At 62.3% G+C, this 26,684-nt stretch carries 19 protein-coding genes and 1 pseudogene; 11 read left to right on the top strand and 9 right to left on the bottom strand.

All coding sequences use genetic code 11. The annotated features are described in order from the left end of the window. Positions 1-49: 49 nt before the first annotated feature. The 3 genes and pseudogenes from HAP54_RS38110 to HAP54_RS38100 all read right to left on the bottom strand — a co-directional run bounded on the left by HAP54_RS38110 (position 50) and on the right by HAP54_RS38100 (position 3,015). Positions 50-1,179, bottom strand: a protein-coding gene (locus tag HAP54_RS38110) for an IS3-like element ISRj2 family transposase (RefSeq protein ID WP_166204126.1) whose coding sequence is annotated in 2 segments (ribosomal slippage) — positions 50-927 and positions 927-1,179 — 1,131 coding nt in all. Because the reading frame shifts where the segments join, the coding sequence is not laid out codon by codon here. Positions 1,180-1,216: 37 nt separating this feature from the next. Beyond that, complete coding sequence (locus tag HAP54_RS38105) at positions 1,217-2,014, bottom strand: hypothetical protein (protein WP_175619285.1); 798 nt, start codon at positions 2,012-2,014, stop codon at positions 1,217-1,219. A 168-nt stretch (positions 2,015-2,182) separates the two neighbouring features. Then, positions 2,183-3,015 (bottom strand): annotated as a pseudogene (locus HAP54_RS38100) (IS30 family transposase). Between the two features lie 318 nt (positions 3,016-3,333). Here HAP54_RS38100 and HAP54_RS38095 point away from each other — a divergent pair. Next, positions 3,334-4,683 (top strand): IS701 family transposase, encoded by a 1,350-nt coding sequence (locus HAP54_RS38095; protein WP_166295887.1) that lies wholly within the window; start codon positions 3,334-3,336, stop codon positions 4,681-4,683. A gap of 163 nt (positions 4,684-4,846) precedes the next feature. Here the strand turns inward: HAP54_RS38095 and HAP54_RS38090 are convergent, their stop codons facing one another. The 3 genes from HAP54_RS38090 to HAP54_RS38080 form a co-directional block, all read right to left on the bottom strand. Continuing rightward, on the bottom strand, positions 4,847-6,058 hold the full coding sequence (locus tag HAP54_RS38090; protein ID WP_248114388.1) for a SagB/ThcOx family dehydrogenase: 1,212 nt from the start codon (positions 6,056-6,058) through the stop codon (positions 4,847-4,849). A 270-nt stretch (positions 6,059-6,328) separates the two neighbouring features. Then, positions 6,329-8,593, bottom strand: a complete 2,265-nt coding sequence (locus HAP54_RS38085; RefSeq protein ID WP_224741595.1) for a TOMM precursor leader peptide-binding protein — start codon at positions 8,591-8,593, stop codon at positions 6,329-6,331. A 183-nt stretch (positions 8,594-8,776) separates the two neighbouring features. Next, positions 8,777-9,139, bottom strand: coding sequence for a hypothetical protein (locus HAP54_RS38080; RefSeq protein WP_166293438.1), 363 nt, complete (start codon positions 9,137-9,139; stop codon positions 8,777-8,779). A 294-nt stretch (positions 9,140-9,433) separates the two neighbouring features. Here HAP54_RS38080 and HAP54_RS38075 point away from each other — a divergent pair, with 294 nt between their 5' ends. After that, on the top strand, positions 9,434-10,324 hold the full coding sequence (locus HAP54_RS38075; protein ID WP_166295881.1) for a VOC family protein: 891 nt from the start codon (positions 9,434-9,436) through the stop codon (positions 10,322-10,324). A 34-nt stretch (positions 10,325-10,358) separates the two neighbouring features. Here the strand turns inward: HAP54_RS38075 and HAP54_RS38070 are convergent, their stop codons facing one another. After that, positions 10,359-11,525, bottom strand: a complete 1,167-nt coding sequence (locus HAP54_RS38070) for an OpgC domain-containing protein (protein WP_166295878.1) — start codon at positions 11,523-11,525, stop codon at positions 10,359-10,361. A gap of 243 nt (positions 11,526-11,768) precedes the next feature. On the opposite strand from HAP54_RS38070, the gene HAP54_RS38065 reads away from it, so the two are divergent. Continuing rightward, positions 11,769-12,074 (top strand): ETC complex I subunit, encoded by a 306-nt coding sequence (locus tag HAP54_RS38065; protein WP_029082714.1) that lies wholly within the window; start codon positions 11,769-11,771, stop codon positions 12,072-12,074. Between the two features lie 26 nt (positions 12,075-12,100). On the opposite strand, the gene HAP54_RS38060 is transcribed toward HAP54_RS38065, so the two are convergent. Both HAP54_RS38060 and HAP54_RS38055 read right to left on the bottom strand, forming a co-directional pair. Further along, positions 12,101-12,595, bottom strand: coding sequence for an Lrp/AsnC family transcriptional regulator (locus tag HAP54_RS38060; RefSeq protein WP_166306807.1), 495 nt, complete (start codon positions 12,593-12,595; stop codon positions 12,101-12,103). A 2-nt stretch (positions 12,596-12,597) separates the two neighbouring features. Continuing rightward, on the bottom strand, positions 12,598-13,251 hold the full coding sequence (locus HAP54_RS38055) for a TetR/AcrR family transcriptional regulator (RefSeq protein WP_166295875.1): 654 nt from the start codon (positions 13,249-13,251) through the stop codon (positions 12,598-12,600). A 192-nt stretch (positions 13,252-13,443) separates the two neighbouring features. On the opposite strand from HAP54_RS38055, the gene HAP54_RS38050 reads away from it, so the two are divergent. From HAP54_RS38050 to HAP54_RS38015, 8 genes are all read left to right on the top strand, one after another. After that, positions 13,444-14,616 (top strand): isovaleryl-CoA dehydrogenase, encoded by a 1,173-nt coding sequence (locus tag HAP54_RS38050; protein ID WP_166205202.1) that lies wholly within the window; start codon positions 13,444-13,446, stop codon positions 14,614-14,616. 84 nt (positions 14,617-14,700) lie between these two features. After that, positions 14,701-16,305 (top strand): carboxyl transferase domain-containing protein, encoded by a 1,605-nt coding sequence (locus tag HAP54_RS38045; protein WP_166295872.1) that lies wholly within the window; start codon positions 14,701-14,703, stop codon positions 16,303-16,305. A 14-nt stretch (positions 16,306-16,319) separates the two neighbouring features. Continuing rightward, positions 16,320-18,329, top strand: coding sequence for an acetyl/propionyl/methylcrotonyl-CoA carboxylase subunit alpha (locus HAP54_RS38040; RefSeq protein ID WP_166295869.1), 2,010 nt, complete (start codon positions 16,320-16,322; stop codon positions 18,327-18,329). Further along, positions 18,326-19,237: a hydroxymethylglutaryl-CoA lyase gene (locus HAP54_RS38035; RefSeq protein ID WP_166295866.1), complete on the top strand. Its 912-nt coding sequence runs from the start codon at positions 18,326-18,328 to the stop codon at positions 19,235-19,237. Before HAP54_RS38040 ends, HAP54_RS38035 begins: the two co-directional genes overlap by 4 nt. Positions 19,238-19,914: 677 nt before the next feature. Beyond that, positions 19,915-20,841 carry a formylglycine-generating enzyme family protein gene (locus HAP54_RS38030; protein ID WP_166306804.1) on the top strand — a complete coding sequence of 309 codons (927 nt, stop codon included), beginning with the start codon at positions 19,915-19,917 and terminating at the stop codon, positions 20,839-20,841. A 127-nt stretch (positions 20,842-20,968) separates the two neighbouring features. Next, entirely contained in the window at positions 20,969-22,648 is a 1,680-nt protein-coding gene (locus HAP54_RS38025; protein WP_414646235.1) for an arylsulfatase, read from the top strand. A gap of 234 nt (positions 22,649-22,882) precedes the next feature. Next, entirely contained in the window at positions 22,883-23,860 is a 978-nt protein-coding gene (locus HAP54_RS38020) for an HAD family hydrolase (protein WP_414646234.1), read from the top strand. Positions 23,861-24,348: 488 nt separating this feature from the next. Next, on the top strand, positions 24,349-25,815 hold the full coding sequence (locus HAP54_RS38015; protein WP_248114389.1) for an arylsulfatase: 1,467 nt from the start codon (positions 24,349-24,351) through the stop codon (positions 25,813-25,815). The last annotated feature ends 869 nt before the right edge of the window (positions 25,816-26,684 follow it).

Genomic DNA, 26,684 nt, shown 5'->3' with positions numbered 1-26,684 from the left:
TCGGGAGGGCGTAGCCCGACCAGAGCGACGACAAAATCGTCGGCGACGGTCATGCGGCCATCACCATAGCTTGCGTGCCGAAGTAAGCCTCGTCGGGCGTGCGCCCGTCAAGGCTCGAGTGAGGGCGTCCCTGATTGTAGAAGGCCAGATACTTGGCAATTGACGCTCGCGCCTCGGACACGCTGTCGTAGGCGCGGAGATAAACTTCTTCGTATTTGACCGTGCGCCAGAGCCGCTCGACAAACACGTTGTCGCGCCAGGCGCCCTTGCCGTCCATGCTGATGGCGATCTTCGCGTCCAGCAGCACATCGGTGAACTCGAGGCTGGTGAACTGGCTGCCCTGGTCCGTGTTGAAAATCTCGGGCCTGCCGTGCTTCGCCAACGCCTCCTGGACCGCTTCGACGCAGAAGGCCGCCTCCATTGTGATCGAGACGCGATGGGCCAGGACCCGTCGGCTGAACACATCGACGACCGCCGCGAGATAGACGAAGCCACGCCGCATCGGAATGTAGGTGATGTCCATTGCCCACGCCTGGTCGGGCCGCTCGATCTTCAATCCGCGCAACAGGTACGGGTAGATCTTGTGACCCGGTGCCGGCTTACTCGTGTTCGGGCGACGATAGACCGCCTCGATCCCCATGCGCTTCATCAGCGTCGCGATGTGGCGGCGACCGGCGTATACGCCCTCCCGCCGCAGCAACGATCGCTGCATACGCGCTCCCGCGAAGGGATAATCGAGATGCAGCTCATCGAGCCGACGCATCAAGGCAAGGTCCTCGGCCGAAACTGGCCGAGGTTCATAGTAGACCGTGCTGCGAGCCAGCTTCAGGACCTTCGCCTGGCGCACGATAGAAAGATCATGACCGCGGTCGATCATCGCTTTGCGCTCAGCAGGCCCGCCTTGGTGAGCGCGCCGGACAAAAAATCGTTTTCCAACGCCAGCTCGCCGATCTTGGCATGTAACGCCTTCAAATCGACCGGCGTCTCGGCCGACGCCTTGTCATGCCCAAACACGCCGGCGGCGCCTTCCAGGAGCTGGTTTTTCCAGATCGTGATCTGGTTCGGATGAACATCAAACAGTTGCGCCAGCTCCGCCAGCGTCTTGTCGCCTTTGACCGCAGCCAAAGCAACCTTCGCCTTGAATGCCGGAGAATGCATCCGGCGGCTCTTCTTCGTCATCTTCGCTCCTGATTCGCAGCAAGAATCCTCGCCGCTGTCAGGCAGAAAATCCACTCAAGCTACTGTCCGAATTTGCGGAGCCAGCTCTTTTTTTCAGATACGGCACAGCGGAAAGAACGCCCTCAATCTTTGGGTCGGCCCACACCTCATGATTGCCCACACTCATGAAAAAGCGCCCATCCAGACCGGCTGCGCGCATCTCGTCATCCGGCGCCGGTAGCTTCTTCAACATCGTATCATTCACGCGCTTCCAGTATGGGCTGTCACTGACGGTCAGGCCTTGATTGCCCCACCAGACGGCGTCACCACTATTGACCACGAATTTGGCGCGACTGGATTGAACGTCCTTCACGATTTCACGGGTCACCCATTCGCCGCCCTGAAGCCGGAACATCGTCCGATGCACTCCAGGAAGCAGTTTCAAGTCTTCAACGGATGCCTCAGTGACCCAACCTTTATCTACCGTCAGGGTCATCACTTCCGTCTTGGATGCGAACGGCATGACTACCTTGATCAGGTCTTTGGTGACCGGATCGAAAATCATCTTTACATCCTTCGCCACAACGGCTTCAGCGACCTTCTCCGGCATCACCAACCCGAACATTTCGACGAAGAACTTGTTGAGGTCCGGCTGCCCCTCCTTCAACGGGAGGTACATCATCGGACGGGTATCGCCGACCGCTGCGAACGAAAAACCGGCCCCCGCGGCAATTGGTGTCTGCGCTACAGTAGTCCGCACACTTGCGACTAGCGGCATGGAGACCACGGGCAGCGCAGCGAGCGTTTTGATTAAGAGGCGGCGGCTTGGTTTGTTGGGTGATTTGGATGATGGCATGATCGCTAATCCCTAGATTGACGAGCGGGAATGACCTACGCCTGCTGCGTGCGGCAAACGACTTCAAGCACGCACGGAACATTATATCCCGACCTCGCGATATTGTCCTTAAGGGAAACAACGGTTACCCGACCCGGGTTGCGCGAATGTCCGCTATTGGCGGTGAGTTCAACCGATCGCTGCAACACATTCTGCGAACTTCTCAGCCGGCGTCTGATAGAGCAAGGTCTTTCTCGGCCTTTCATTGAGCTGTCTTGCGATGGCACTGAGCTTGGCCTGGCTGTGCAAAGACAGATCGGTGCCACGCGGAAGATACTGGCGCAGCAATCTGTTGGTGTTTTCGTTTGAACCGCGTTGCCAGGGAGACCGAGGGTCACAAAAATAGATTTCGACCTCGGTGGCCAATGCCAGGCGCTGATGGTCGGCAAGCTCTTTGCCTCTGTCCCAGGTCAGCGACCGGTAAAGCTCGCTAGGCAATCGCTGCGATTGCTTGATCAGCGCCGCTTCTGAGGCTCCACCGGATATGTGCGCTTTAGCCAGCCGGCAATCTGCTCCGGCGACCATTGCCGCCGCAGCAAGGTCGATACTGTCCGCCTCAGGAACGGACGGCAAGCCAGCTTGCAAAGCTTCGGACGCCGCGCCCGATCCCAGGCGGCTTGATCGGACCCTGCAGCTCGATAGCTATCCGCCCCGCCATTGCGCTCGACTTCACGGCTGATAGTTGACGGAGATCGTCCCAAGTGGCGCGCAATCGAACGTAACGAGCAGCGCATGCTGAGCCATCGAGAGATTTCCTCTCGTTCCGAAAGGCTGAGCGCACGTCTGGCACGGTGCCGATCCGGAGGACGGATTCCACCGGTCGGCGAGATTACCGAGAAGACCGACGAGGACTCTCGGTCAAACCGGCGTCCGATCGAACTCATTGGTTCGCCGGCCTGCCAGCGATCCCAGATCTCGGACCGCTGGGCGGCCGAGTAATAAATGCGACGCCGCTGTTTCATGTCCACACCCCATCTTTGCTAGAAGATTAGAGTGTTGCGCTGACCAATTGAGCCCGCCGCCCTTATCGGACATGCCGCACTGGCTATCGAAAGTCCGGTGTCGGGGGTGAAGCGGACTTCACGGTTGTGCGTTCCGACTTCCGAGTGTGACCCCTTGGCGGACATTCACCCAAGCATCGTCGATGTCTGCTTTTGAGGGCAACGGGCACCTCGCCAGTCCAGCACGCGCGTACCGGATTTATGAGTACACGCCTTAGCACTACTTTGGCAGATTGTTAGATTCGGGCGTTTGATTAGGATTCCCGAATCGATTTTTCAATGATTCATGGGTGGTCGGCTCTTGGAGGGCTGACCATGGCGGAATGGGAAGACGAACTCGAACGCTGGCTGAAGCCTTTTCTGGATCGGTTGGGTCATAAGACCCGACAGCGGATGTGTCCGCTGTACGTTGCGGGATTAATCGGTCCCGGCGATCGCAAGAGCGTTCAGCCGATGGCGGAACGCGTTGCATCGGGCAACTACGATCAGCTGCACCATTTCATCGCCGATGGTGTCTGGAGCGCGACACCGCTGGAATCTGAACTGTTAAACCAAGCCGACCGGCTTGTCGGCGGCAAGGATGCGGTGCTCGTTATTGACGACACGGCAATGCCGAAGAAGGGCGAACGCTCGGTTGGCGTCGCGCCTCAATATGCGTCCTCCCTTGGCAAAACGGCAAATTGCCAAACGCTGGTGTCGCTGACACTCGCGCGCGGCGAAGTGCCGGTAATGGTCGCGCTGCGTCTCTTTCTGCCCGAGATCTGGACGAGCAACGTGTCTCGTCTAAAGCGCGCTCGCGTGCCGGTCGAACACCGAACGGCACGGTCCAAGCCGGAAATTGCTTTGGCGGAGATTGACCGCGCGATGGCAGCCAACGTGCGTTTTGGATGTGTGCTGGCGGATGCAGGATACGGGCTCAGCGCACCGTTTCGACAAGGGCTAACAGAACGCGGGCTGGCCTGGGCTGTCGGCATCCCGCGGCACCTCAAGGTGTACCCGGTTAATGTCCAGCTCATTTGGCCGGTTACCAAAGTCCGCGGGAAACCACGAAAGCACCACGTACCAGATATCTTATCGATTGCGGCAGAACAAATGTTGGCCAGCGCGAAATGGAAAACCCTGAGTTGGCGCAGCGGGACGAAAGGTCGGCTGAAAGCCCGATTTGCTGCTCTCCGTGTCCGCACCGCCGACGGCCCTCCGCAGCGGATTTGGGATAAGGGTCAGCAGCATCTCCCGGGCGACGAAGCTTGGCTCATCGGCGAGCAACGCGCCTCGGGGGAGAAGAAATACTATCTCGCCAACCTCCCTGCGGCGACGGATCTGCGCACACTGGCCGCCACCATTAAGGCAAGATGGATTTGTGAACAGGCGCATCAGCAGTTGAAGGAAGAGCTTGGACTTGATCACTTCGAAGGGCGATCATGGCAGGGTCTTCATCGCCACGCCCTGATGACAATGATTGCCTACGCCTTCCTGCAACATCGTCGCCTCGCACACGCGGGGCGGAAAAAAAAGAATCAACGGACCTCCGCCTCAGCCAACCATGCCCGCCGTACGTCACGCTATCGTCAATCTCATCCTTCGGTCACCGTCTCAAAGGTGTCCATACTGCCGAAAACAAATCCTTGAAAAACAGTGGCGCAAACACATTCTGCCAAAGTAGTGTTAGAGCGTTTTCGAGCGAAGTGGCGACCGGTTCGCGTGAAGAAGCGCGTCAAAACAAGAATCCAGAGTCCCGTTCCGATCGATCGGAACGAAAAAGGCTCTGGCTTGTTGCAGCGCTGATCGAGGGCTATCCGGCAGGGGGCGATTCCATACCGCGCCCCAGGGCGAACTGGCCGACCGGTCCCTCGACGTGAAAGTCGAGGCCGGTCATCTTCGCGAACAGATCGATATTGGCGGTGCCGATCGCGCAGCCGCCGAGGCCGAGATCGGTCGCCACCAGATATAGCGTCTGGGTCAGGACGCCGACATCCTTCAGGATCAGCGCATAAGCGATGGCCCTGTACTTCCAGGAAATCCGGCCGAAGCGCGCGGCGATCGTGATCAGGATCTGCGGCGGAGACGGCGCGTCCATGGCAAATCCCGCGCTTTGCATCATGGCCTCGACATGCTGCGGGCGGACGTCGATGGCGGCCAGCGCGTGTGCATCGGCGTCGTAGTGATAGAAACCTGGCGTGAGGCCAGCGCAATTCGCGACGGCCAGATAGAGCTCGAGCTCGTAGGCGCTGCCTGCTGCGGGGTACGGCCTGCTGGTGTATTCGATGTCGGGACCGTCGTCGGCAAACTCAAGTGGGCTGCTCCATTTCGCCCGGACCCGCGCGACGCTGTTCAGGAACATCGAAAGTTCGGCCAGCGTGATCGGCTTCTGATCGTCGAACTCGCGCGTCGAATGCCGCTCGTGCAGCAGTTGGTCGAGTGGCGAGGCGATCGGGTCGGATTCCGGCAGCTTGATGGTTTTGCCGGGCCAGGCAGGCCGGATCGCGGGCAGCGGCGCAATCAGGCCGGTGTGCGGATAAAGGCCACCCAGCGGACTGGCCTGTCGTCCCTCCGTGCTACGGGCATGGAACAGCAGGTCGTGAAAATCCCAGAGCACGAGGCCGTCATCGCCCTCCGCCTGCCGCAGCGTATCGGGTTTTGCCGCGTCGACCTTGATCAGGATTTGGCAGTCCAGCAGCAGGGAGAGCAGTGCAGGGCCCGGATAGCCATCCAGGCGCCGGATGCGGCTGATCTTCTGCGGCGTGGCAAGGATGGTCAGCAGGGCCGCAATCCGCTCATCGCAGATGCGCAACAGCGCGCCGACCCGTGGCGATTCCAGAACCATCTCGGTGCCGCGCCGCCGCAGATAGGCGAAGCGTGACAGCACGACGGTTGCCGCATCGTCGAGCTTCGGCGTGCGCGGCCAGTAATCAGGGGTCTGCGGCTCGACCACAACGAGATCACTGGCGTCGGCTGCACGCGCCAGGCGATATTCCAGCAGGCCGCGGCGTGCCAATTGCCGCATCAGCCGCTCGACCTCTCGCGTGACCGCATCGCCGCTCTCGGAAGAAGGCAGCGGCAGGCCTGATCCCAGCTTCCGGGCGCGTTCCGCTGCGGCCGTGCTGAATGTCCCCAAAGGCTCCGAATAGCCTTCGACGTGAGCCGCTATGCTCCCGTCAGGTTGCGCTTCGAGCGCGACAGCCGGGTTGAGCCGAACGAAGAGGGCCGGCGGCGCGGCGCGTGGCGATTTCTTCTTCTCGTTGGTTTTCCTGGACGCGCGCACGCCGGCATCACCTCAGGTGTGCGGGAGGAATGGCGTCAGCTCGCTTTCCAGCGATGGTCGATCGCGCAATCCGAGCTTGACGGGCACATCATAGAGCCGTCCCGGCGCGAAGCGGCGATAGAAATGGCGCATCCCGGGAACGATGACACGGACCACCGGAACCTCGACGTCGGGCCGCGTCTGGTCGAGAACGAGGAAGTCGAGACCTGCGCGCGCCGCGATGTCGACGCAGGCATCGACTTGTGCACGGGTGTTGTCGAGCGGCACGTCTGCCGCGGCAGCCGGCGGGATCACGGGATTGGCGCTTGGAATCAGGAACGGATGTTCGTCGAGCCGCAGCGGATTGACGCCATCGAGGCTCGGCTTCTCGCCGCTGCCGCCGCCCATCAGGCCGATCGAGAGGAACTGGTTCAGCTCGGTCAACGACCGCAGCAATGCGATGCGCGGATCGAAGTGCGCGCCCGAACCGAACTCGATGTTCTCCTGACCGTTCTGTATCCAGTGCACGATCGCGACATAGGTCGGGACGTGGAGATCGCTGGTGATATCCAGCACCCAGAGCCGGCGGCCCGATTCCTCGAGTTGGGTCTTCAGATCACGGACGTAGGAATCGTCGAACTGGTTCAGATCGACCGCGGCGCGTTGCGACCGGTTGTACCACCAGATCGCGTAGGCATCGCGCTCCATCAGTTCGAGGAAGCCCTGCACGATGGCTTCCTCGCGAGTATTGCCGGCCGCGCAGCCGTTGGAATCGGCAGCGAAGGGGGCGGGACCCTCGTAGAAGAAATACAGCAGGCTGGTTGGAATGTGCCTGAACCGCTTGTCGCGCAACGACCAGACCGGCGTCCATTCGATCCGGGCTGACGGATCAAACGGCTCCGGGGCCGGTTGGGTGTGGTGCGAGTCGCGGTGGTTCGGCTCAGCCCTGCCGCGGTACTGTTCGTCGCTGAACAGCAGGATGTCGTTGGGGCGGATGGCATCGCCCGACGGAAAGTCGGTGAAGCGCTTGCGCGCCCGGATCTCGTCGCCCTGGAAAATTCCCGAATACCGCTCGATTGCTTCCATCAGCGCGCTGGCTTCGCCTTGCTCGGCCGTGCTGCCCTTGCCGAAACTGCCGCCGCTCAGCCCTGCGCGAAGCTGGTCCACATTCTGCGCCGGTGCGGAGAAATTGTGCTGCGCGTAGAAATTGGTGTTCATCGGCAGGTCGACCTCGATCCGCTCCAGCCGTGTCACCACGCCGGTGAGGGGGCTGACATGCTTCCTGAAGCGCGCCACCGTGGCGCCTGACGTCACCGTACGATAGCCGCCGCTGGTCATGACAAGCTTGGCGCCGGGCCCCAATTCAATCGGCTCCGGTGCGCGTCGCGGGTTCTGCAATTTCTTGCTTCCGCAGGTCGGACATTGCGGGCGGGCTGCCACGTAGTGCCTGGCGATGGTCGAGCCCAAGAGGTCGAGACTGACGATGTGATTGCGCAGATCGGTGCGGAAGCCGCTGGCGATCGCCTTGGCGATTTCAACGGCAGCCAGCTGAATGGCGCTCTGCCCAACCGGGTGCTGCGCGAGTGGAGAAACCGCGACCGGCCGCGCCGCGCCGCGATCAAGGAAGCCCTTGACCTCGCGGTTGCGGATCATCCGATCGAACAGGCAGGTCCAGCACGCGGTCTCGCCCGGATTGAACACAGGGCCGACCAGGGGAAATACGCCGGACGGCTGCACCAGCAGCCAGGGTGATCCGTCGGATACGCGCTGCAGGTTGCGCTCGGCAAGCCGCCGGTCGAGATAGTCGTTCACCAGTGTGACCGTGAGGTCGGCCGATGTCTTGACGACGCGGACGCCGAGCTCCTGCAGCGCCTTGCTCAATTCGGCGGCGCCCTTGACGTCGATCGTCTCAAGTCGCACGCGGCAGTTGTGAAGGTTTTGTTCGGCGGCCGTGTCGGGAAGGCCCAGGCTCGCCCAAAGCCCGGCAACCGTGTTGGCGTGAGTTGGTGCGTGACCTGCCGGCTTCGAGATCACATAGCGACGGTCGAGCAGTCGCTTGATGGCTTCATTGATGGCCTCAGGCGGAAATTTTCGCGCGAGCTCGTCGGCGAGCTTGGCGGCGCTACATCCCTTGGTGCCGATTGCGGACGCAAGTGCGCAGTAAAGCTCGCCATGGAGAAAGAACTTGCGGTCTTCGGAATAGAGGCAGACGACATCCGGAGGCAGCACATAGGCCGTGAAATTCGGTGCGAACTGCAGAACGTCCTTGTTGGCGCGCTGGCTGGATTTTCCTGACAAAGAATCGTTCCTGTGCAGCTTGTGGGGCGATTGTGGAATCGGGCGAGGCGCCGGCCTCGACAGCTCCGCTCCGTTGGGCGAAGCGAGCCGCGCAACGATACGGGGACAACATGATTTGGCCGGGTCGACATGTGTCGGACCCGGCCATAACGATCGATAGATGTCAACGCGACGCTGTCTGGATCAGCAGAGGCGGCAGGCGCCCCACGACAGACAGCAGCCACCACCGCAACCACCACAGCCACCGCAGCGGCAGCCACGGCAAGCGCGACAGCCACGGCAACCTCTGCAGCCGCCGCATCCGCGCCACGCCACCTGGACGCCGGCACCGGCGGTCTCCTTGTCGAACAGGTGGAATGTCGCCAGGCTGACGTCGGCGATTTCTTCTTCGCCGAGTGTGATGGCTTGCGTCGGGGTGTACTTCTGGATCTGCGGCGCGTCTGCTGCCGGCACGGCGGCCGCCGACGCACTGCCCACCAGTGAGAAGGTCAATCCGGCTGCACCCAGAGCGGGCACAGCGGCCTTGGTCACACGCTTGCTGGTCACGCGCTTGCTCTTGGGGGCTTGCTTCACTCGTGGCATACTCGCATCCTCCATTCCTGACGTGGAATTCAACTCTCGCGTAATTGTACAATCCGTCGCAGCTGCATGCAAGACGCGCTGCGCACACACACTCGCGAGGTGCTAGCGTGTATCAAGTGTTGTCGTTCATCTTCGTTCCTAGGTTCATCTTGATGAACACGATTATTGGCCGGCGCTCTCGCGCAGCCGCAATCGTTAACACTTCGAGAATCTCCATGCTGCATTGCGATCACGCGACCGCCGAAGCGAGGAATAGGCATGCCGGATGATGGCGCGAGCTTCGCCTGGTACGAGCTGCTGACCACGGACGTGGACGGTGCGAGTGCCTTCTACGGCAGCGTCCTCGGCTGGGTGACGAAGGATGTGTCCACTCCCGCGCTTTCTTACAGATTGTTCATGTCGGGCGAATTTGCCCGCAGCGGCCTGATGGAGTTGCCGGAGGAGGGCAGACGCCAGGGCGCGACCCCGCGATGGATCGGCTATGTCGGTGTCGACGACGTCGACCTTGCCGTCCGCCGCATGCAGGAACGCGGCGGCGCCGTTTACGTGCCGCCGACCGCCACCAATATCGGCCGCGTCTCGATCGTTGCCGATCCGCAGCGGGCGACGTTCGGATTGCTGAGCGGATCAAGCATCGCGCGTCCTGCGGCCGAAGGCCTCGATGCCCTTGGCCGCGTCGGCTGGCACGAGCTGTTGGCGGCCGACTGGCGCAAGGCCTTTGGTTTCTACAGCGAGGTGTTCGGCTGGCGGCAGGCTGCTGGCGGCAACGCCCCGGCCGAGACCTATCAGTTGTTCTCGGCCGGTGGGCAGACCGTCGGCGGAATCTTCAACAAGCGTCCGCTCGAGCCGATCGCGTTCTGGCTCTACTATTTCAACGTCGACGACGTCGACGCCGCCATCGTGCGGGTCAAGGCCGGTGGCGGACGCGTCTATGAAGGGCCGCTGGAGCTGCCGAACGGGAGCTGGATCGTCCGCTGCCTTGATCCGCAGGGCGCCACGTTTGCCCTGGAGGGAGCGCGCAGCCCCGACGGCATCGCGAAGGCGCCGGCGGCCGAATATCGCTGGACCACCACCTGGGATGAGTTCAGCTCGAAGGGCAGGTGGCGCAGCGGCCAACCGGGCGGCAAAGGGCGGCCGCCCGGAAAATGAGGCGGATCGTCAGCCCGCCGCCTTAGCCTGCGCCTTAGCCCGCCTTGGCGGCCGGCGCGGCGGGTTTCGGCGCCGGCGGCTTGACCGGCTTGTCCTGCCGCTTCGACCACGAGATGTAATAGGCCACGATCGTCATGATCGCGATGCCGGAGATGCTGACGAAGATCTGCGCGAGCAGCGAGCCCGAGCTCATCGAGAGCTCGAAATGTCCGACAAAGGACAGGAACACGCCGACGCAGAACACCGCGAGCGACTGCTGGCCGCAGACGATCAGGGGATCGAACACCTTCCACTCCAGCGCTGCCCAGTCCTTCGGGATGAAGCGGATCACCAGCACCGTGATCACCACGAAATGCAGGAAGCGATAGGGCGCGAGGTTGGTCTTGTCGTTCGGGTTGAAGGTCGCATAGAGCCAATGCGGGAACATCGCGCCGAAGTCCGGGAAGCGGCCGGCCATCGTCATGACGAGCGCGAAGATCATGTAGGCGATGCAGAACCACAGCGTATAGGGCGAGTTGATGATGTGCATGTTCTGCCGTGCGCCACCCATCGCGCACCACGAGCCGAACACGAACAGCACCTGCCAGGCGAACGGATTGAAGTACCAGGTCCCGGCCGGGTAGGCCGGCAGGTTCCAGCCCATCTGGCGCGATACCAGCCACAGGATGATCGAGGCCGCCATGGTCCAGTTCGGCTGCCGCAGCATGAACCACAGCACCGGCGGGAACAGGCCCATCAGCACGATATAGAGCGGCAGCACGTCGAGATTGACCGGCTTGAATTTCAGGAACAGACCCTGCCGCAGCGTCTCGGTGGCGTTGTCGACGAGACCCGCGACGTTGAACTCGTTGATGATCTCGGAATCGCCGAAGCGCAGCGCCAGATAGCTGATCGAGGCGATGTAGATCACGAACAGGATGATGTGGGCGACATAGAGCTGCCAGACCCGCTTGGTCAGCCTTGTCGCGCCGACGATGAAGCCGCGCTCCAGCATCATGCGGGCATAGACGAAGGATGCGGTATAGCCGGAGATGAAGACGAACAGATCCGCGGCGTCGCTGAAGCCGTAATTCCGCGTCGTGATCCAGTTCACGACATTGTCGGGGATGTGATCCAGATAGATGTACCAGTTCGCGACCCCGCGGAACAGGTCGAGCCGGAGGTCACGTCCTTTTTCGGGCAGGGTGGCGTGGATTTCCATGGGAGCGCCGCTTCCTCGATGTGATGTTGTCGAGAACACCGCGCCGCCGGCCCAAGGGACTCCTAAGGGAAGCCTCCCGGGGCCAGATTGTCACAGCGCGGCAGAATGACTATACCGGTCCGGCGAAGGCTGCCTCCGAGATCGAGGAATCACCGATCAGATCGTTGATTGGTGTCTCTATACTATCCCGGCGGTCTCCTTCAAATCGCTTCCATGTCGCACATCCCACGGGGCCGACCATCCATGACCGCACGCATTTTTAAGCCCGCCAAAAACGCGATGCAATCGGGACGTGCCAAGACCAAAGAGTGGCAACTGGATTTCGAGCCGGAGCAGCCGCGCACCGTGGAGCCGTTGATGGGCTGGACCTCGTCCACCGACATGAAGCAGCAGCTCACGCTGCATTTCGAGACCAAGGAGGAGGCGACAGCCTATTGCGAGCGCAAGGGCATCGCCTACCAGGTGATCGAGCCGAAGGATTCGGCGCACCGCCAGATTGCCTATGCCGACAATTTTGCGTTCCGCCGCTGGGAGCCTTGGACGCACTAGGTTGGACGCACTGAGGTCCCGACCGATCAGGTCGCCGTAGGAGCGGCGAGGACGCCCGGGATCGGCAGTGGCGCGTCTTTGGAGACGCCGAGCACCGGAAAGCTTCTAATTTTACGCACGTTCGGCAGGCCGGCAAATTGCAGCAGCTGCTGGCGCATGTCGTCGACGCTGGGGGCGACGCATCTCAGCACAAAATCGGCGTCGCCCGAGATTCGCCAGCATTGCAGGAAGCGCGGCACGGCCGCCACCGCGGCCTCGAACGCCTCGATCGCAGTCAGGGTCTGGCTGTCGAGCTGGATCAGGACGAAGGTCGTCACCTCATAGCCGAGCAGCCGTTCGTCGAGCGTGGCGCGGATCGCCTGGACCACGCCGCGGGTGCGCAGGGCGCGGACCCGGCGCAGGCAGGGCGGGGCGGTGATGCCGACCCGCTCGGCCAGCTCGTTGATCCTGATCCGGCCGTCCCGCTGCAACTCGGACAGGATCCGCAAATCGATGTCATCGAGCTGTGGGCGTTCTGTCACAGTCACGAACCCGCCACCGCGGTCCGCGGGCTCTTGCTGCCGGCACGGAGCTGGGCGATCGCGACCTGCGGTGCGACGCCCGACAGCACCAGCTTCTCATGCGCTGCGATGATGGCGTCCCGGGTCAGGCGGCCGCCGGGGCGGTACCAGGTGCAGAGCCCGGTCAGCATCGCGATGATCGCGAAGGTCCCGACCTGGATGTCGACCACCTCGAACACACCCTCGGCCACGCCGTCGGCGAGGATCTGCGCCAGCCGCTGCTCATAGGCGCCGCGCAGCGCCACCACCGCGTCATAGTTCTTCGGCTCGAGGCTGCGCAGCTCGGAATTGGCGATGAACACCTCGCGCTTGCGGGTCATGTGGTAGCTGACATGGAAGGCCACGAAGGCGCGCAGCTTCTCGACCGGATCGGCCTTGCCCTCCAGCGCCAGATCGAGCTCGCGCAGCAAATCATTAATATGATCCTGCACCAGATCGAACAGCAGCTCCTGCTTGGTTGAGATATGATTGTAGAGAGAGCCGGCCTGGATGCCGACCTCGGCGGCGAGCTGGCGCAGGCTCATTGCCTCGTAGCCGCGCTCGAAGATCAGGCGCACGCCGGCCTTGCGGATCGCCTCCAGCGTCGTGGGGCCATGTGAGCCGATCGTGCGTGCCATCGCGGGCCTCGGATGGGTGTTGGCTTGCTGGAAGCGGAGGAAACAAGCGAACGACCGTATGTTTATTGCATGAAATCCCAGCAGATTCAATGCGCTGCCGATTTCATGCGCAAACCATAGCACGGTTGCTTGCGAAGCCAAGAAAAAAACGTATGATCGTTTAATTGCAAGATGAATCTCACGGGAGGGATCATGGCCTCAAACCGGGCGGCAGTGTTCAATTTCGACCTTGGCGAGACCGCGGATGCGATCCGCGAGACGGTGCACGATTTCTCCAGCAACGAGATCGCGCCGCGCGCCGCCGAGATCGATCGCTCCAACAGCTTTCCGCGCGACCTCTGGCCCAAGATCGGCGCCCTCGGCCTGCACGGCATCACGGTCGAGGAGGAGTATGGCGGCAGTGGCCTCGGCTATCTCGAGCACTGCATCGCGGTGGAGGAGATCTCGCGGGCATCCGCCTCGATCGGACTGGCCTACGGCGCGCATTCCAATCTCTGCGTCAACCAAATCCGCCGCAACGGCAACGAGGCGCAGAAGCGCAAATACCTGCCGAAGCTGATCTCGGGCGAGCATGTCGGGTCGCTGGCGATGTCGGAGCCCGGCGCCGGCTCCGACGTGGTCTCGATGAAGACCCGCGCCGAGAAGAAGGGCGACCGCTTCGTGCTCAACGGCAACAAGATGTGGATCACCAACGGTCCGCACGCCGAGACGCTGGTGGTCTATGCCAAGACCGATGCGAGCGCTGGCCCGCGCGGCATCACCGCCTTCATCATCGAAAAGGGCATGAAGGGGTTTTCCACCGCGCAGAAGCTCGACAAGCTCGGCATGCGCGGCTCCGACACCTGCGAGCTGGTGTTCGAGGATTGCGAGGTGCCGGAGGAGAACGTGCTGAGCGAGGTCGGCCGCGGCGTCAACGTCCTGATGTCAGGCCTCGACTATGAGCGCGCGGTGCTGGCGGCCGGTCCGATCGGCATCATGCAGGCCTGCATGGACGTGGTGCTGCCCTACGTCCACGAGCGCCAGCAGTTCGGCGAGCCGATCGGCTCGTTCCAGCTGGTGCAGGGCAAGATCGCCGACATGTACACCACGATGAACGCTTCGCGCGCCTATGTGTACGCTGTTGCCAAGGCATGCGACCGCGGCGAGACCACGCGCGAGGATGCCGCCGGCGCCATCCTTTACGCCGCGGAGAAGGCCACTCAATGCGCGCTGGATGCGATCCAACTCTTGGGCGGCAACGGCTACATCAATGAATATCCCACCGGCCGGCTGCTGCGTGACGCAAAACTCTACGAGATCGGCGCCGGCACCAGCGAGATCCGCCGCATGCTGATCGGCCGCGAGTTGTACGCCAAGACGGCCTGAGCTTCGCACCTGCTGCCGCGCTCCCGGCGCGGCGGCCTGCCTTCAAAAAATCCCGACGGCTCCTCCAACGAACGTGCAACACAGATGCCGCTTCATTCGACGATCGATCCCGCATCTTCTGAATTCGCCCGCAACGCCGATGTGATGCGCAGCCTGGTCGCGGAACTCCGCGACAAGCTCGGCAAGGTGGCCCATGGCGGCGGCGAGACCTCGCGCAAGCGCCACACCTCGCGCGGCAAGATGCTGGCGCGCGATCGCGTCGATCTCCTGGTCGACCCCGGCACCGCGTTCCTGGAGCTGTCACCACTGGCCGCCAACGGGCTGTATGGCGGTGACGTGCATTCGGCGAGCGTCATCACCGGCGTCGGGCGCATCTCCGGGCGCGAATGCATCATCGTCGCCAACGACGCCACCATCAAGGGCGGCACCTATTACCCGATGACGGTGAAGAAGCATCTGCGCGCCCAGGACATCGCGCGGCAGAACAATCTGCCCTGCGTCTACATGGTGGATTCCGGCGGCGCCTTCCTGCCGTTGCAGGACGAGATCTTTCCCGACGAGCGGCATTTCGGCCGCATCTTCTACAACCAGGCGCAGATGTCGTCGCAGGGCATCCCGCAGATCGCGATCGTGATGGGCTCCTGCACCGCCGGTGGCGCCTATGTGCCGGCGATGTCGGACGAGAGCATCATCGTGCGCAACCAGGGCACGATCTTTCTCGGCGGTCCGCCGCTGGTGAAGGCTGCGACCGGCGAGGTCGTCACCGCGGAAGAGCTCGGCGGCGCCGATGTCCATTCGCGACAGTCGGGGGTAACAGATCATTATGCGCAGAACGACGCCCACGCGATCGGCATCGCGCGCCGCATCGTCGGCACGCTGAAGCAGCCGGCGAAGGCGCCGCTCAATATGCGCACCGTCCAGGAGCCGCTGTTTCCGGCCGAGGAGATCTACGGCGTCGTCTCCGCCGACGGCCGCAAGCCGTTCGACGTGCACGACATCATCGCGCGGATCGTCGACGGCTCCGAATTCGACGAATTCAAGAAGCTGTACGGCACCACGCTGATCTGCGGCTTCGCCCATATCTGGGGCTATCCGGTCGGCATCATCGCCAACAACGGCATCCTGTTCAGCGAGAGCTCGCTGAAGGGCGCCCATTTCATCGAGCTGTGCTGCCAGCGCGGCATTCCCCTGGTGTTCCTGCAGAACATCACCGGCTTCATGGTCGGCAAGAAGTACGAGGCCGGCGGCATCGCGCGCGACGGCGCCAAGCTGGTGACCGCGGTTGCGACCGCCGGCGTGCCGAAATTCACCGTCGTGATCGGCGGCTCCTACGGCGCCGGCAATTACGGCATGTGCGGCCGCGCCTACAGCCCGCGCTTCCTCTGGCTGTGGCCGAACGCCCGCATCTCGGTGATGGGCGGCGAGCAGGCCTCGATGGTGCTCAGCCAGGTGCGCCGCGACAATATCGAGGCCAAGGGCGAGAGCTGGTCGGCGGAGGAGGAGGACAAGTTCCGCGCGCCGATCCGCGCCCAGTATGAAAGCCAGGGCAATCCCTATTACGCCACCGCGCGGCTGTGGGACGACGGCGTGATCGATCCGGCCGATACGCGCCTCGTGCTCGGGCTCGGATTGTCGGCCGCCGCCAATGCGCCGATCGAGCCGACGAAGTTCGGCCTGTTCAGGATGTGACCCAGGAACTGACCATGGACCGCTCAAAACTCTACCGGCGTTTCCGTACGCTTCTGATCGCCAACCGCGGCGAGATCGCCTGCCGCGTCATCCGCTCGGCGCGTGCGATGGGGCTGCGCACCGTTGCGGTCTATTCCGAGGCCGATCGCGACGCGATGCATGTCGCACTCGCCGACGAGGCCGTGCTGCTCGGGCCCGCGCGGGCGCGCGACAGTTATCTCAACATCGAACGCGTGATCGCGGCGGCCAAGCAGACCGGCGCCGAGGCCGTGCATCCCGGCTACGGTTTCCTGTCTGAGAATGCCGAGTTCGCGCAGGCCTGCCTCGAGGCAGGTTTGGTGTTCGTCGGCCCAACCGCCGCGATGATGACCGCGATGGGCTCGAAGTCCGGCTCGAAGGCGCTGATGGAGAAAGCCGGCGTGCCGCTGGTGCCGGGCTATCACGGCGAGGCCCAGGACGAGGCGACCCTGGCGGAGGCTGCCAACCGGATCGGCTTCCCGCTGCTGGTCAAGGCCTCGGCCGGCGGCGGCGGCCGCGGCATGCGCGTGGTCAATTCGGCGGGCGAGCTGTCGGCCGCGATCACGAGCGCCAAGCGCGAAGCCAAGGCGGCGTTCGGCGACGACCGCATGCTGATCGAGAAATACGTGCAGAACCCGCGCCACATCGAGGTGCAGATCATCGGCGACAGCCATGGCAATCTGCTCTCGCTGTGGGAGCGCGAATGCACGCTGCAACGCCGCCACCAGAAGGTGATCGAGGAGGCGCCGTCGCCGACCCTGAACGCCGCACAGCGCGATACAGTCTGCGAGGCCGCGCGAAAAGCGGCCGGCGCGGTCAACTATGTCGGCGCCGGCACCATCGAGTTCGTCTCCGATGGCAAGGACGTGTTCTTCATCGAGATGAACACGCGCCTGCAGGTCGAGCATCCCGTCACCGAGCTGATCACCGGCGTGGATCTGGTCGAGTGGCAGCTACGCGTCGCCTTCGGCGAGGCGCTGCCGCTCAAGCAGGACCAGATCACGCTGAACGGGCACGCCATCGAGGCCCGGGTCTACGCGGAAAATCCGCAGAAGAATTTCATGCCCTCGGTCGGCCGCATCAAGACCTGGCGGACGCCGCCGGAGGGCGACGGCCTGCGCATCGACGCCGGCTATCGCAGCGGCGACAATGTCTCGCCCTATTACGATGCGATGCTCGCCAAGGTGATCGCCTGGGCGCCGACGCGCGAGGGCGCGATCGAGAAGCTCAATCGCGGGCTGCAACAGACCGATGTCCGCGGCATCGTCACCAACATCCCGTTCCTGTCGGCGCTGGTGACACATAAGGACACGCGGGCCAATGCGATCGATACCGGGTTCATCGAGCGCGAGCTGAAGAACCTGACGGCCGGCACCGGCGGGGCTGGTGAGTTCGAGCTCTGTGCGGCGGTGGCTGCGATCGTCAACGCTGAGCAGAAGGCGGCGCGAAGCGAGGCGAACTCGCCGTGGCGGGCGTTCGGCTGGATGCCGGTCGGCCGCCGCCAGCGGGTATTTTCGTTCCGGCAGGGCCATGAGCCGCCGCATACGATTACGCTGCACTATGGCCACGGACCGATGACGCTGTCAGTCGGCGGGCACGAGCTCGCCTTCGCGATCTCGTCATCAGGCGACGATGGCTTCGACCTGACGCTTGATGGCCTCAGGTCGCGCGTCGCAGCGGTCGTCGAGGGCCACGAGCTTTACTTGCGCACCCGCAACGGCCGATTCGACCTGCATTGGGTCGACCCGTTCGGCGGCGAGAGCGAGGAGCAGGCCGGCGAGGACAAGATCGTGGCTCCCTTGCCGGGCACCGTGGTCGCGCTGCTGGCCGAGGAGGGCGCGACGCTGGAGAAGGGCGCGCCGATCCTCACGTTGGAAGTGATGAAGATGGAACAGACCCTGCGCGCGCCCTATGCCGGCGTGCTGAAGAAGCTCAAATGCAAGGTCGGCGATATCGTCGGCGAGGGCGTCGAACTGGCCGAAGTCGAGGCTGCGGCCGCGTCATGAGCGATCAGATCCATATCGTCGAGATGGGGCCGCGCGACGGCCTGCAGAACGAGAAGACGCCGGTCAGCGTCGAGGCCCGCATCGCCTTCGTCGAGGCGCTGGTGGCGGCAGGGCTCGGCACCGTCGAGGTCGGCGCCTTCGTGTCGCCGAAGGCGATCCCGCAGATGGCAGGCTCCGACCAGGTGCTGCGCGGCGTCAACCACCTCAAGGGCGCCGAATTCCATGTGCTGGTGCCGAACGAGAAGGGCTATGACGCCGCGCGCGCGGCCGGCGCGAAGGTGGTCTCGGTGTTCGCCGCAGCCTCCGAAGGTTTTTCGCGCGCCAACATCAATTGCTCGATCGCGGAATCGATCGAGCGCTTCAAGCCGGTGCTGGCGCGCGCCAAGGACGACGGCGTCAAGGTGCGCGGCTATATCTCCTGCGTGCTCGGCTGTCCGTTCGACGGCGAGATCAAGCCGAAGGCGGTCGCCGACCTCGCCGTGACCCTGTGGGATCTCGGCTGCTACGAAATCTCGCTCGGCGACACCATCGGCGTCGGCACGCCGCTCAAGGCCAGGGAGATGCTGCGTGCGGTCGGCGCCGAGCTTCCGGTCGGCAATCTCGCGATGCACTTCCACGACACCTACGGCCAGGCGCTCGCCAATCTCTATGCCGGCATGGAGGAGGGCGTCCGCGTCATCGATGCCGCCGCCGGCGGCCTCGGCGGCTGCCCCTATGCCCCCGGCGCCACCGGCAACGTCGCGACCGAGGATGTCGTCTACATGCTCGACGGCATGGGCGTGAAAACCGGCGTCGACATGGACAGGCTGCTGGCCACGACCAATGAAGTCGCAAAGTTGCTCGGCCGCCCGCCGGTGAGCCGCGTTGCCTCAGCGCTCAACGCGAAGCGAAAGCGGCTGAATGGGTGAGCTAAGATTGCGGATGGGTGGAGCGAAGCGATACCCATCGTGTCTCCGCACAAATTGATTGACATGATGCGCTCCGCCCATCCTACGAACCCATTTCCGTCCGGCGGGGGCGTGTCGAATTGACGACGCGCGCGCTTTCGGCCGTACGGATGTGGCCGGTGACTCGTGTCTGGGCATGATCGGCTTGATGGCAACCCATTCATAATCGGCGAGTTCGTAGCGGATGATTCGAGCCCCAGTTTGGGAGTTTGAATCACGAGGTCTGGCCGAGCGCAACGCTCCTGGGCGGTCTTCGTTCGGCGCTTAGGGGCAGAAGCGGACATCAACCAAACGACAATCCCTGCTGAAACCGTCGAAAATCATCTGAGCGGACGCCGCAGCCCCTTTGGCTGCCACATCTTTGCAGTGATCGGAACGAGAGGGAAACTTGGTCGAGACCGCAATCGGCAGAGGGCAGTCGCATTGATCTAGATCAAGGTCGCCTTAATCGAGTGAGTGTCACCTGATTTGGGTTCAAGGCGGCTAACCATAGAGATACGGATATTCGACCAAGGTCCCCGCACAAGGGTTTTGCCACGTAGCGTGTAATACGTCGGCCCGGAGGTGACGCCTTGACAGCGAAGCCCAAGCGAACACGCGATATCGTCATTTGCGATGATCCGTCAGATATCGACAAGATGATCTGTATACCCGGCGGGACATTCCGCATGGGATCGGACAAACATTATCCAGAGGAGGCGCCGGCACATCGGGTGACTGTCGACGGCTTCTGGATGGATCGCCATCCCGTCACAAACAAACAGTTCAGAAAGTTCGTCAAGGCGACAGGTCACGTTACTGTGGCCGAGATTGCGCCCGACCCGAGAGACTATCCCGGGATCCTACCGCATATGGTCTATGCGGGCTCACTGATGTTCTTGCCGCCGGGACATCCGGTCAGCCTGCGCGACTTCAGCCAGTGGTGGACCTTCGCCAAGGGTGCTGACTGGCGCCATCCCTACGGACCGAATAGCAATATCCATGCGCTCGACCATCATCCCGTCGTGCACGTGGCCTTCAACGACGCGCTTGCCTACGCGCAATGGGCTGGCAAGGAATTGCCGACCGAAGCGGAATGGGAGTTTGCGGCACGCGGCGGGCTCGACGACGCCGAGTATGCGTGGGGCGACGAATTCATGCCGCACGGCCATCAAATGGCCAACACCTGGCAGGGTGATTTTCCGCACCAAAACACCAATGCCGACGGTTTCGAACGTACCTCGCCGGTCACCGCATTCCCGCCGAACGGCTTCGGCCTTTACGACATGATCGGCAACGTCTGGGAATGGACGGCCGACTGGTATTCCCCAAAGCATCGGGCAGATGCTCCGAAGGCTTGCTGCATTCCGGAGAACCCGCGCGGCGGCCGCGAGGCCGACAGCTACGACCCCAGAACCACCAATGTGAAGATTCCACGAAAGGTCATCAAAGGCGGCTCGCATTTGTGCGCGCCGAACTACTGCCGACGCTACCGGCCGGCAGCGCGCCATGCGGAGCCGGTCGATACTTCCACCAGTCACCTTGGCTTTCGATGCATCAGGCGAGGAGCCACTGACCCATCATAAGAAGGAAAGCGACGCCATGTTGGATTCCATATTCAATGACAAGCCGCCTTCTGCCGCAACGCCGCCAAGCAAGGCGTCTGGTTGTCTCAAGCGATCCTGCGCCGCCCTGTTAGGCGCATCGATGTTGATGCCACTGTCCGCACTGGTCAGCGCGCCAGCGGTGGCGCAGCAACCGCCACAGAAACCCAATATCCTATTCATCATGGGTGACGACATAGGACTCTACCAGCCAAGCATCTACCATCGCGGCTTGATGGTCGGCGAGACGCCCAACATCGATCGCATCGGCAATGAAGGCGCGATATTCACACATTATTATGCCGAGCAGAGCTGCACGGCCGGTCGCAACGCCTTCTTCACCGGCATGCATCCGCTGCGCACGGGCATGATTCCTCCGCAGCTTCCCGGCAGCCCGTCCTATCTGCGGCCCGGTACGCCGGCGCTTGCCAAGTTCCTGCTCGATCTCGGCTACAACACCGGCGAGTTCGGCAAGAACCATCTCGGCGATCACACCGACGCGCTGCCGACCGCGCACGGCTTCCAGGAATTCTGGGGCTACCTGTATCACCTCGACGCCATGCAGGGCGTGAGCTTCCCGGACATCAACAAGACGCCAACCCAGCAGACGGTTGCCCCGCCATGCAAGAACACGCCGATCCCGGGTCTTGCGGAAGTACCGGGCGCAGTTGATCCGAAAACGTCGGCGGTTTGCCTGACGCCGCCGCGGCCCGTGCTGGCATGCAAGTCCTCTGACGGTACCGCCAAAAACATGACATGCGAGGACCAGGGTCCGCTGACACTGGAGCGATCGAAGGGCGTCGATGAGGAAATCTCGGCCAAGGTCGTTGACTTTCTCGATCGCAACGACCCCAAGAAGACCAACAAGCCGTTCTTCGCCTGGTATAATCCGGCCCGCATGCACATCACGACCGTGCTAAATGACAAATACGCAGGCATGATCGGCGAGGCAGGCGGCAAGGACTGGGGCCTCAACGAGGCCGGCATGAAGCAGTTGGATGACAACATCGGCGTTGTCATGAAGAAGCTCCAGGACATGGGCCAGCTCGACAACACGATCGTCGTGTTCACGACCGATAACGGCGCCGAGACCATCACCTTTCCGGACGGCGGCACCACTCCGTTCAAGGGCGGCAAGCTGAGCACCTGGGAAGGCGGCATGCGCGCTCCGGCGCTCATTCGCTGGCCGGGGGTCATCAAGCCCGGCACCATCAAGAACGACATCTTCGCTTCGCTCGACTGGCTACCCACGTTTGTCAATATCGCGGGTGGCGCAAAAGGAGACGCGCTGAAGAAACAGATCGAGGCCGGAAGTTATCCCGGCATCGTCAAGACGACACTCGATGGCGTCGATCAGGTTGAATATCTTTCGGGGCGTTCGGAAAAGTCGGCGCGCGATACCTTCTTCTATTATTCGGGCAAGGACCCGTCGGCGGTCCGCTACAAGAACTGGAAGATCTACTTCACGATGGTGTCCGACAACCCACAGGGCTTTATTGCCGGAGCGCTTCCCTATCACTGGGCCCAAGTCGTCAATATCAAGCGAGACCCGTTCGAGACCTCGATTGGTTCACAATACAAGACGCTCATGGGTATGGGCGGCGTAATCGGCTCCGCTTCTACAGCCTACGTCTACGACTGGAACATGCTGCCGATCGGGCAAGCGCTCTGGCTGAAGGAGCTTGAGAGCTATATTCCGTACCCGCCGCTGCAGGACCCGGCGAGCTACAACCTCGACCAGGTGCTGCAACAGGTCAAGCAGGCCAAAATTGCCGGTCGCAGCGACTAGTCGCTCGATGCTAAATTGGCGGGCGTCACTTTCGGCGCTCGCCAATCTACTGCGCTCAGAACCCAACTGCTCACGAAGCTGCATATCGGCAAGCGTGCGACGAACAGCAGCGATACACCAGCCTCGCACTTGCCCTCAATGTTGACCAGTGCGGGCCATCGAATCGGACCGACAATGAAACGGATCATGCGATTTCCACGCCTTGACCGTCGCGCGCTGCTCTCGTCTCTGGCAATGCTTCCGTTTCTATCTGCCGCTCTGCGTTCCACGTCTGCCATGGCCCAAACGCAAACCGGTCCTCTGCCATCTTGGAATGAGGGTCCGACGAAAGCATCGATCGTCGATTTCGTCGAACGGGTCACAGAGGATGGTGGATCCTATTTCGTACCGCGCGATCAACGCATCGCGACCTTCGACAACGACGGGACGCTTTGGATCGAGCAGCCGATGTATGTGCAACTCGCATTTGCGCTGGATCGCGTGAAGGTTCTTGCGCCCATGCATCCGGAATGGAAGGACAAACAGCCCTTCGCGGCAGTCCTGAACGGCGACTTGAAGGCGCTCGCAGCTTTCGGCGAAAAGGGCGTGGCCGAGCTGGTGGCGGTGACTCACGCCGGTATGACGACAGCGGAGTTTGAGAAGATCGTCATAGATTGGCTTGCGACAGCGCGTGATGATCGCTTCAAACGCCCCTATACCGAACTCGTTTATCAGCCCATGCTCGAATTGCTCGCTTACCTCCGCGCCAACGGCTTCAAGACCTTCATCGTGTCAGGTGGCGGCGTCGAGTTCATGCGGCCATGGACCGAGACGATTTATGGAGTGCCTCCTGAGCAGGTCGTCGGATCGTCAATCAAGACCCGATATGAAATGCGCGACAGCACGCCGGTTCTATTTCGCTTGCCCGAGATCGATTTCATCGACGACAAGAAGGGCAAGCCAATCGGGATCAATAGCCACATTGGCCGCCGCCCCATTGCGGCCTTCGGCAATTCAGATGGCGATCTCGAAATGCTGCAATGGACGACACTCGGCGTCAACGGCGCGCGGTTCGGCCTGATCGTCCACCATACCGACGTGGAACGCGAATATGCCTACGACCGCCAGTCGCATTTCGGCAAGCTCGATGTCGCTCTCGATGCCGCAGCGCTGAACAGGTGGACCGTTGTGGACATGAAGAAGGACTGGAAAAGGATATTCCCGTTTGACTAGCGGCGGAATCGCGACGTTCGTGGCCGCGCGGATGCGGCGCACAGCCAACCCCAATGCCCGCCATCCGGCGGTATTCCAGTCGGAGCATATGATCCCAGCCGATCCCGGTAGGATTTTTAAGGCGGCTTATAGCCTGATCGCAGGGTGTATCGATCCGGTTGTTTTAAAAGGCCAAGCTTCAACATGATTGGCTCAAAGTCCAGCACGCGGCCCGCCATTGCTTCCGCTTTCGGCGGCATAGCGGACTTGGCCGGGCTTGCTGTTGGCGCGACCTGGTCGCGAATGACCCGAAACAGACATCAGAGCGGCAGGCTAACCACGGTGGTTGCCCTAAGGGGCAATACCGCCCCTCACAGGTTTGGGACTAAGTTGGCCAACGCCCTAGCATGCGCGTGGCGGTGAGGCGCGATTTCAGTCCGCGGGTCGCACTGCGGTTTCGCTGCGGAAGGTGGACCATGCTCCAATGTTCGCGACGAATGCTTGGCGCCTTGCTGCTGGGATCATGTGTTGCGGCATTGCCGGGCGCGGTGGCGCTGGCCCAGCAGCCGAGGCCCAACATCCTCTTCATCCTTGCGGACAACCTCGGTTACGGCGACCTCGGTGTTTACGGCGGCGGCGAGCTGCGCGGGGCGCCGACACCGCGCATTGATGAACTCGCCGCTGAAGGACTGCGTCTAACACAGTTCCTCGTTGAGCCGGGATGCACGCCCTCCCGAGCCGCCTTTATGACAGGGCGCTATTCCATTCGCTCGGGCTTATCGCTTGTCGCAGTGGAGGGAAGCACTACGGGTTCGCTTCCGGCGACAGAAATCACGATGGCCGAGATGTTGCGCGATGCCGGTTATGCGACGGCGTTGTTCGGTAAATGGCATCTCGGAAGCGCGCCCTCGGCTCAGCCGCAAAACAAGGGTTTCGACGAATACTATGGCATCCCGCCCGGCGTTAGCTGGGACGCGTTCCTCGCAATTCCGCAGGGCCGTCAGACCAAGACGACCGATATCCCGCTGGACAAAGGGCCCCAGATCGTTGAGGCCAAACGGAGCGAAACGCTGAAGGAGGTAAAGCCCTACACCGAGGAGGTACGACGCGAGATCGACTGGGAGCTGGTGGAGCGAGGCATCGACTTCATGAGGCGGCAAAAAGCATTGGGCAAACCATTCTTCCTCTATCTCCCGATATCCCGCACGCACTACCCTAATTTGCCGTCAAAGCGCTTTGAAGGCCAATCGCGCATAGGCCAGTTCGGTGACTCCTTGATGGAGGGAGATGCTATCGTCGGAAGGATGCTCGACGCCTTGAGGGACGTCGGCCTCGACGATAACACGATCGTCGTCTTCGCCTCCGACAACGGTCCGCAAGGCTCGGTAGTGCGTGAGTTCGGCGGCGGCATGCCGGACATGGGATCGCCGGGACCTCATCGCGGCGAGCTGGGTGATGTAAGCGAGGGCTCCATCCGCACTGCTGCGATGATCCGCTGGCCCGGCCACATCAGGCCGCGTTCATCGTACACGATGTTCTCGATCATGGATTTCTTCCCGACATTCGCTCGCCTCGCGGGAGGCAAGGTGCCGAACGACCGCCCAATCGACGGCGTCGACCAGACCGACTTCCTGCTCGGCACGAACGATGGCGGACGGCGGGACACTCTGCTGACCTTCGTTGGTCCCGATCTCGTGGCAGTGCGCTGGAAGCAGTTCCGCGCGTATTTCGCCGACGTTGCGCCGGGCCGCAGCGGGTGGGGCGGCGCGAACCTCTTGGCGGGAGTCGGCGGTAGTGCGGCGCCGATGAACGGCTACCCCAAGATCTTCAATATCGAGTCGGACCCGCGCGAGGAGTACAACATCGGAGCAAAGTACGAGTGGGTGATCGGGCCGGTATTGAAGGCGGTAGAAGAATATAAGGCGAGTCTCGTGAAGCATCCGAACCCGCCGGCCGCGAACTTGACGCGGTTCTGAGATTTCCGAACACGCTATCGGTGCATAGCGGACTTTGACAAGCCGTCCGCCGGCAGATTTATGGGTTCGCGGCCTAACCAAGCCGCGATTGCCGCGCTCTATCGTTTCGTTAACCGCTGCGTTGGGCTGTGCGAAGCGGCCGCAAAACAGTCGCCATGTTGCGAACGGACGACCCATTGTAGCGGGCGCCCACCGTTGGGTGACGAGCCACCACGATATCGAATTCGCTCGGATCGCCTGGGTGCGGCCCTGCGGGCCTGCCCGAAATGACGGAACGAGGTGCGACAAAACAACCCGACGGGCAACTCAGCAAAACCTGTCAATCCTCGCGCGTGAAAATATTTCGGTTTATCGGAACGATGACTTGGTGTATGAATTTGCTGTCTCACCCGATCGAGGGTGCGCTTCGCGATCGTCACGAACGCGGTGTGAGATGCGGTGGACGCCGAGCGCGCAGTCGACGAATGCGTGTGAAGCGGAGGGTGAAGTCGTGTGGTCCTGACGCCCTAGCGGCAGGTGTCTCGTCGCAACACGCGAAGGCGTGATGCGAAGGCGGTGACAAGCAAGCCCAGTCTCGCCGGGGAGAGCACGAAGTAAGCCGTAGCCCATCGCGCAGGGAAAGCCGGATTGCTCCGGTTACACCTGTGGTCCTACCCCCGAGCTTACTACCCATTGCTCGGGGCCCATGGGTGCGATCGGCACCCGGCTTTCCCTGCCCCCTCTGCTCAACGAGAGGGCGATGACCAGGCAATCAACTCGGACGAGTTTCGTCGCGAGACAGCAATCTCTCGTCTGCTCCGTCAGGCGCGCGTCAGGTTCCCATAAGGATCGATAATACATGGTTGCCCGGGGGCCACGATTGTTGCGCA

Source organism: Bradyrhizobium sp. 2S1 (assembly GCF_011516625.5).
Lineage (GTDB): Bacteria > Pseudomonadota > Alphaproteobacteria > Rhizobiales > Xanthobacteraceae > Bradyrhizobium > Bradyrhizobium septentrionale.
This window is presented reverse-complemented; position numbering and strand designations above follow the sequence as displayed.

Bases quoted from the DNA above. Each gene is read 5' to 3' on its own strand.
- HAP54_RS38095 (WP_166295887.1), top strand. From the start codon at position 3,334: ATGATTCATGGGTGGTCGGCTCTTGGAGGGCTGACCATGGCGGAATGG.
- HAP54_RS38045 (WP_166295872.1), top strand. From the start codon at position 14,701: ATGCCGCTTCATTCGACGATCGATCCCGCATCTTCTGAATTCGCCCGC.
- HAP54_RS38035 (WP_166295866.1), top strand. From the start codon at position 18,326: ATGAGCGATCAGATCCATATCGTCGAGATGGGGCCGCGCGACGGCCTG.
- HAP54_RS38030 (WP_166306804.1), top strand. From the start codon at position 19,915: ATGATCTGTATACCCGGCGGGACATTCCGCATGGGATCGGACAAACAT.
- HAP54_RS38070 (WP_166295878.1), bottom strand. From the start codon at position 11,525: ATGGAAATCCACGCCACCCTGCCCGAAAAAGGACGTGACCTCCGGCTC.
- HAP54_RS38090 (WP_248114388.1), bottom strand. From the start codon at position 6,058: ATGCGGCAATTGGCACGCCGCGGCCTGCTGGAATATCGCCTGGCGCGT.
- HAP54_RS38020 (WP_414646234.1), top strand. From the start codon at position 22,883: ATGCTTCCGTTTCTATCTGCCGCTCTGCGTTCCACGTCTGCCATGGCC.
- HAP54_RS38050 (WP_166205202.1), top strand. From the start codon at position 13,444: ATGGCCTCAAACCGGGCGGCAGTGTTCAATTTCGACCTTGGCGAGACC.
- HAP54_RS38025 (WP_414646235.1), top strand. From the start codon at position 20,969: ATGCCACTGTCCGCACTGGTCAGCGCGCCAGCGGTGGCGCAGCAACCG.
- HAP54_RS38040 (WP_166295869.1), top strand. From the start codon at position 16,320: ATGGACCGCTCAAAACTCTACCGGCGTTTCCGTACGCTTCTGATCGCC.
- HAP54_RS38055 (WP_166295875.1), bottom strand. From the start codon at position 13,251: ATGGCACGCACGATCGGCTCACATGGCCCCACGACGCTGGAGGCGATC.
- HAP54_RS38075 (WP_166295881.1), top strand. From the start codon at position 9,434: ATGCCGGATGATGGCGCGAGCTTCGCCTGGTACGAGCTGCTGACCACG.
- HAP54_RS38065 (WP_029082714.1), top strand. From the start codon at position 11,769: ATGACCGCACGCATTTTTAAGCCCGCCAAAAACGCGATGCAATCGGGA.
- HAP54_RS38105 (WP_175619285.1), bottom strand. From the start codon at position 2,014: ATGCCATCATCCAAATCACCCAACAAACCAAGCCGCCGCCTCTTAATC.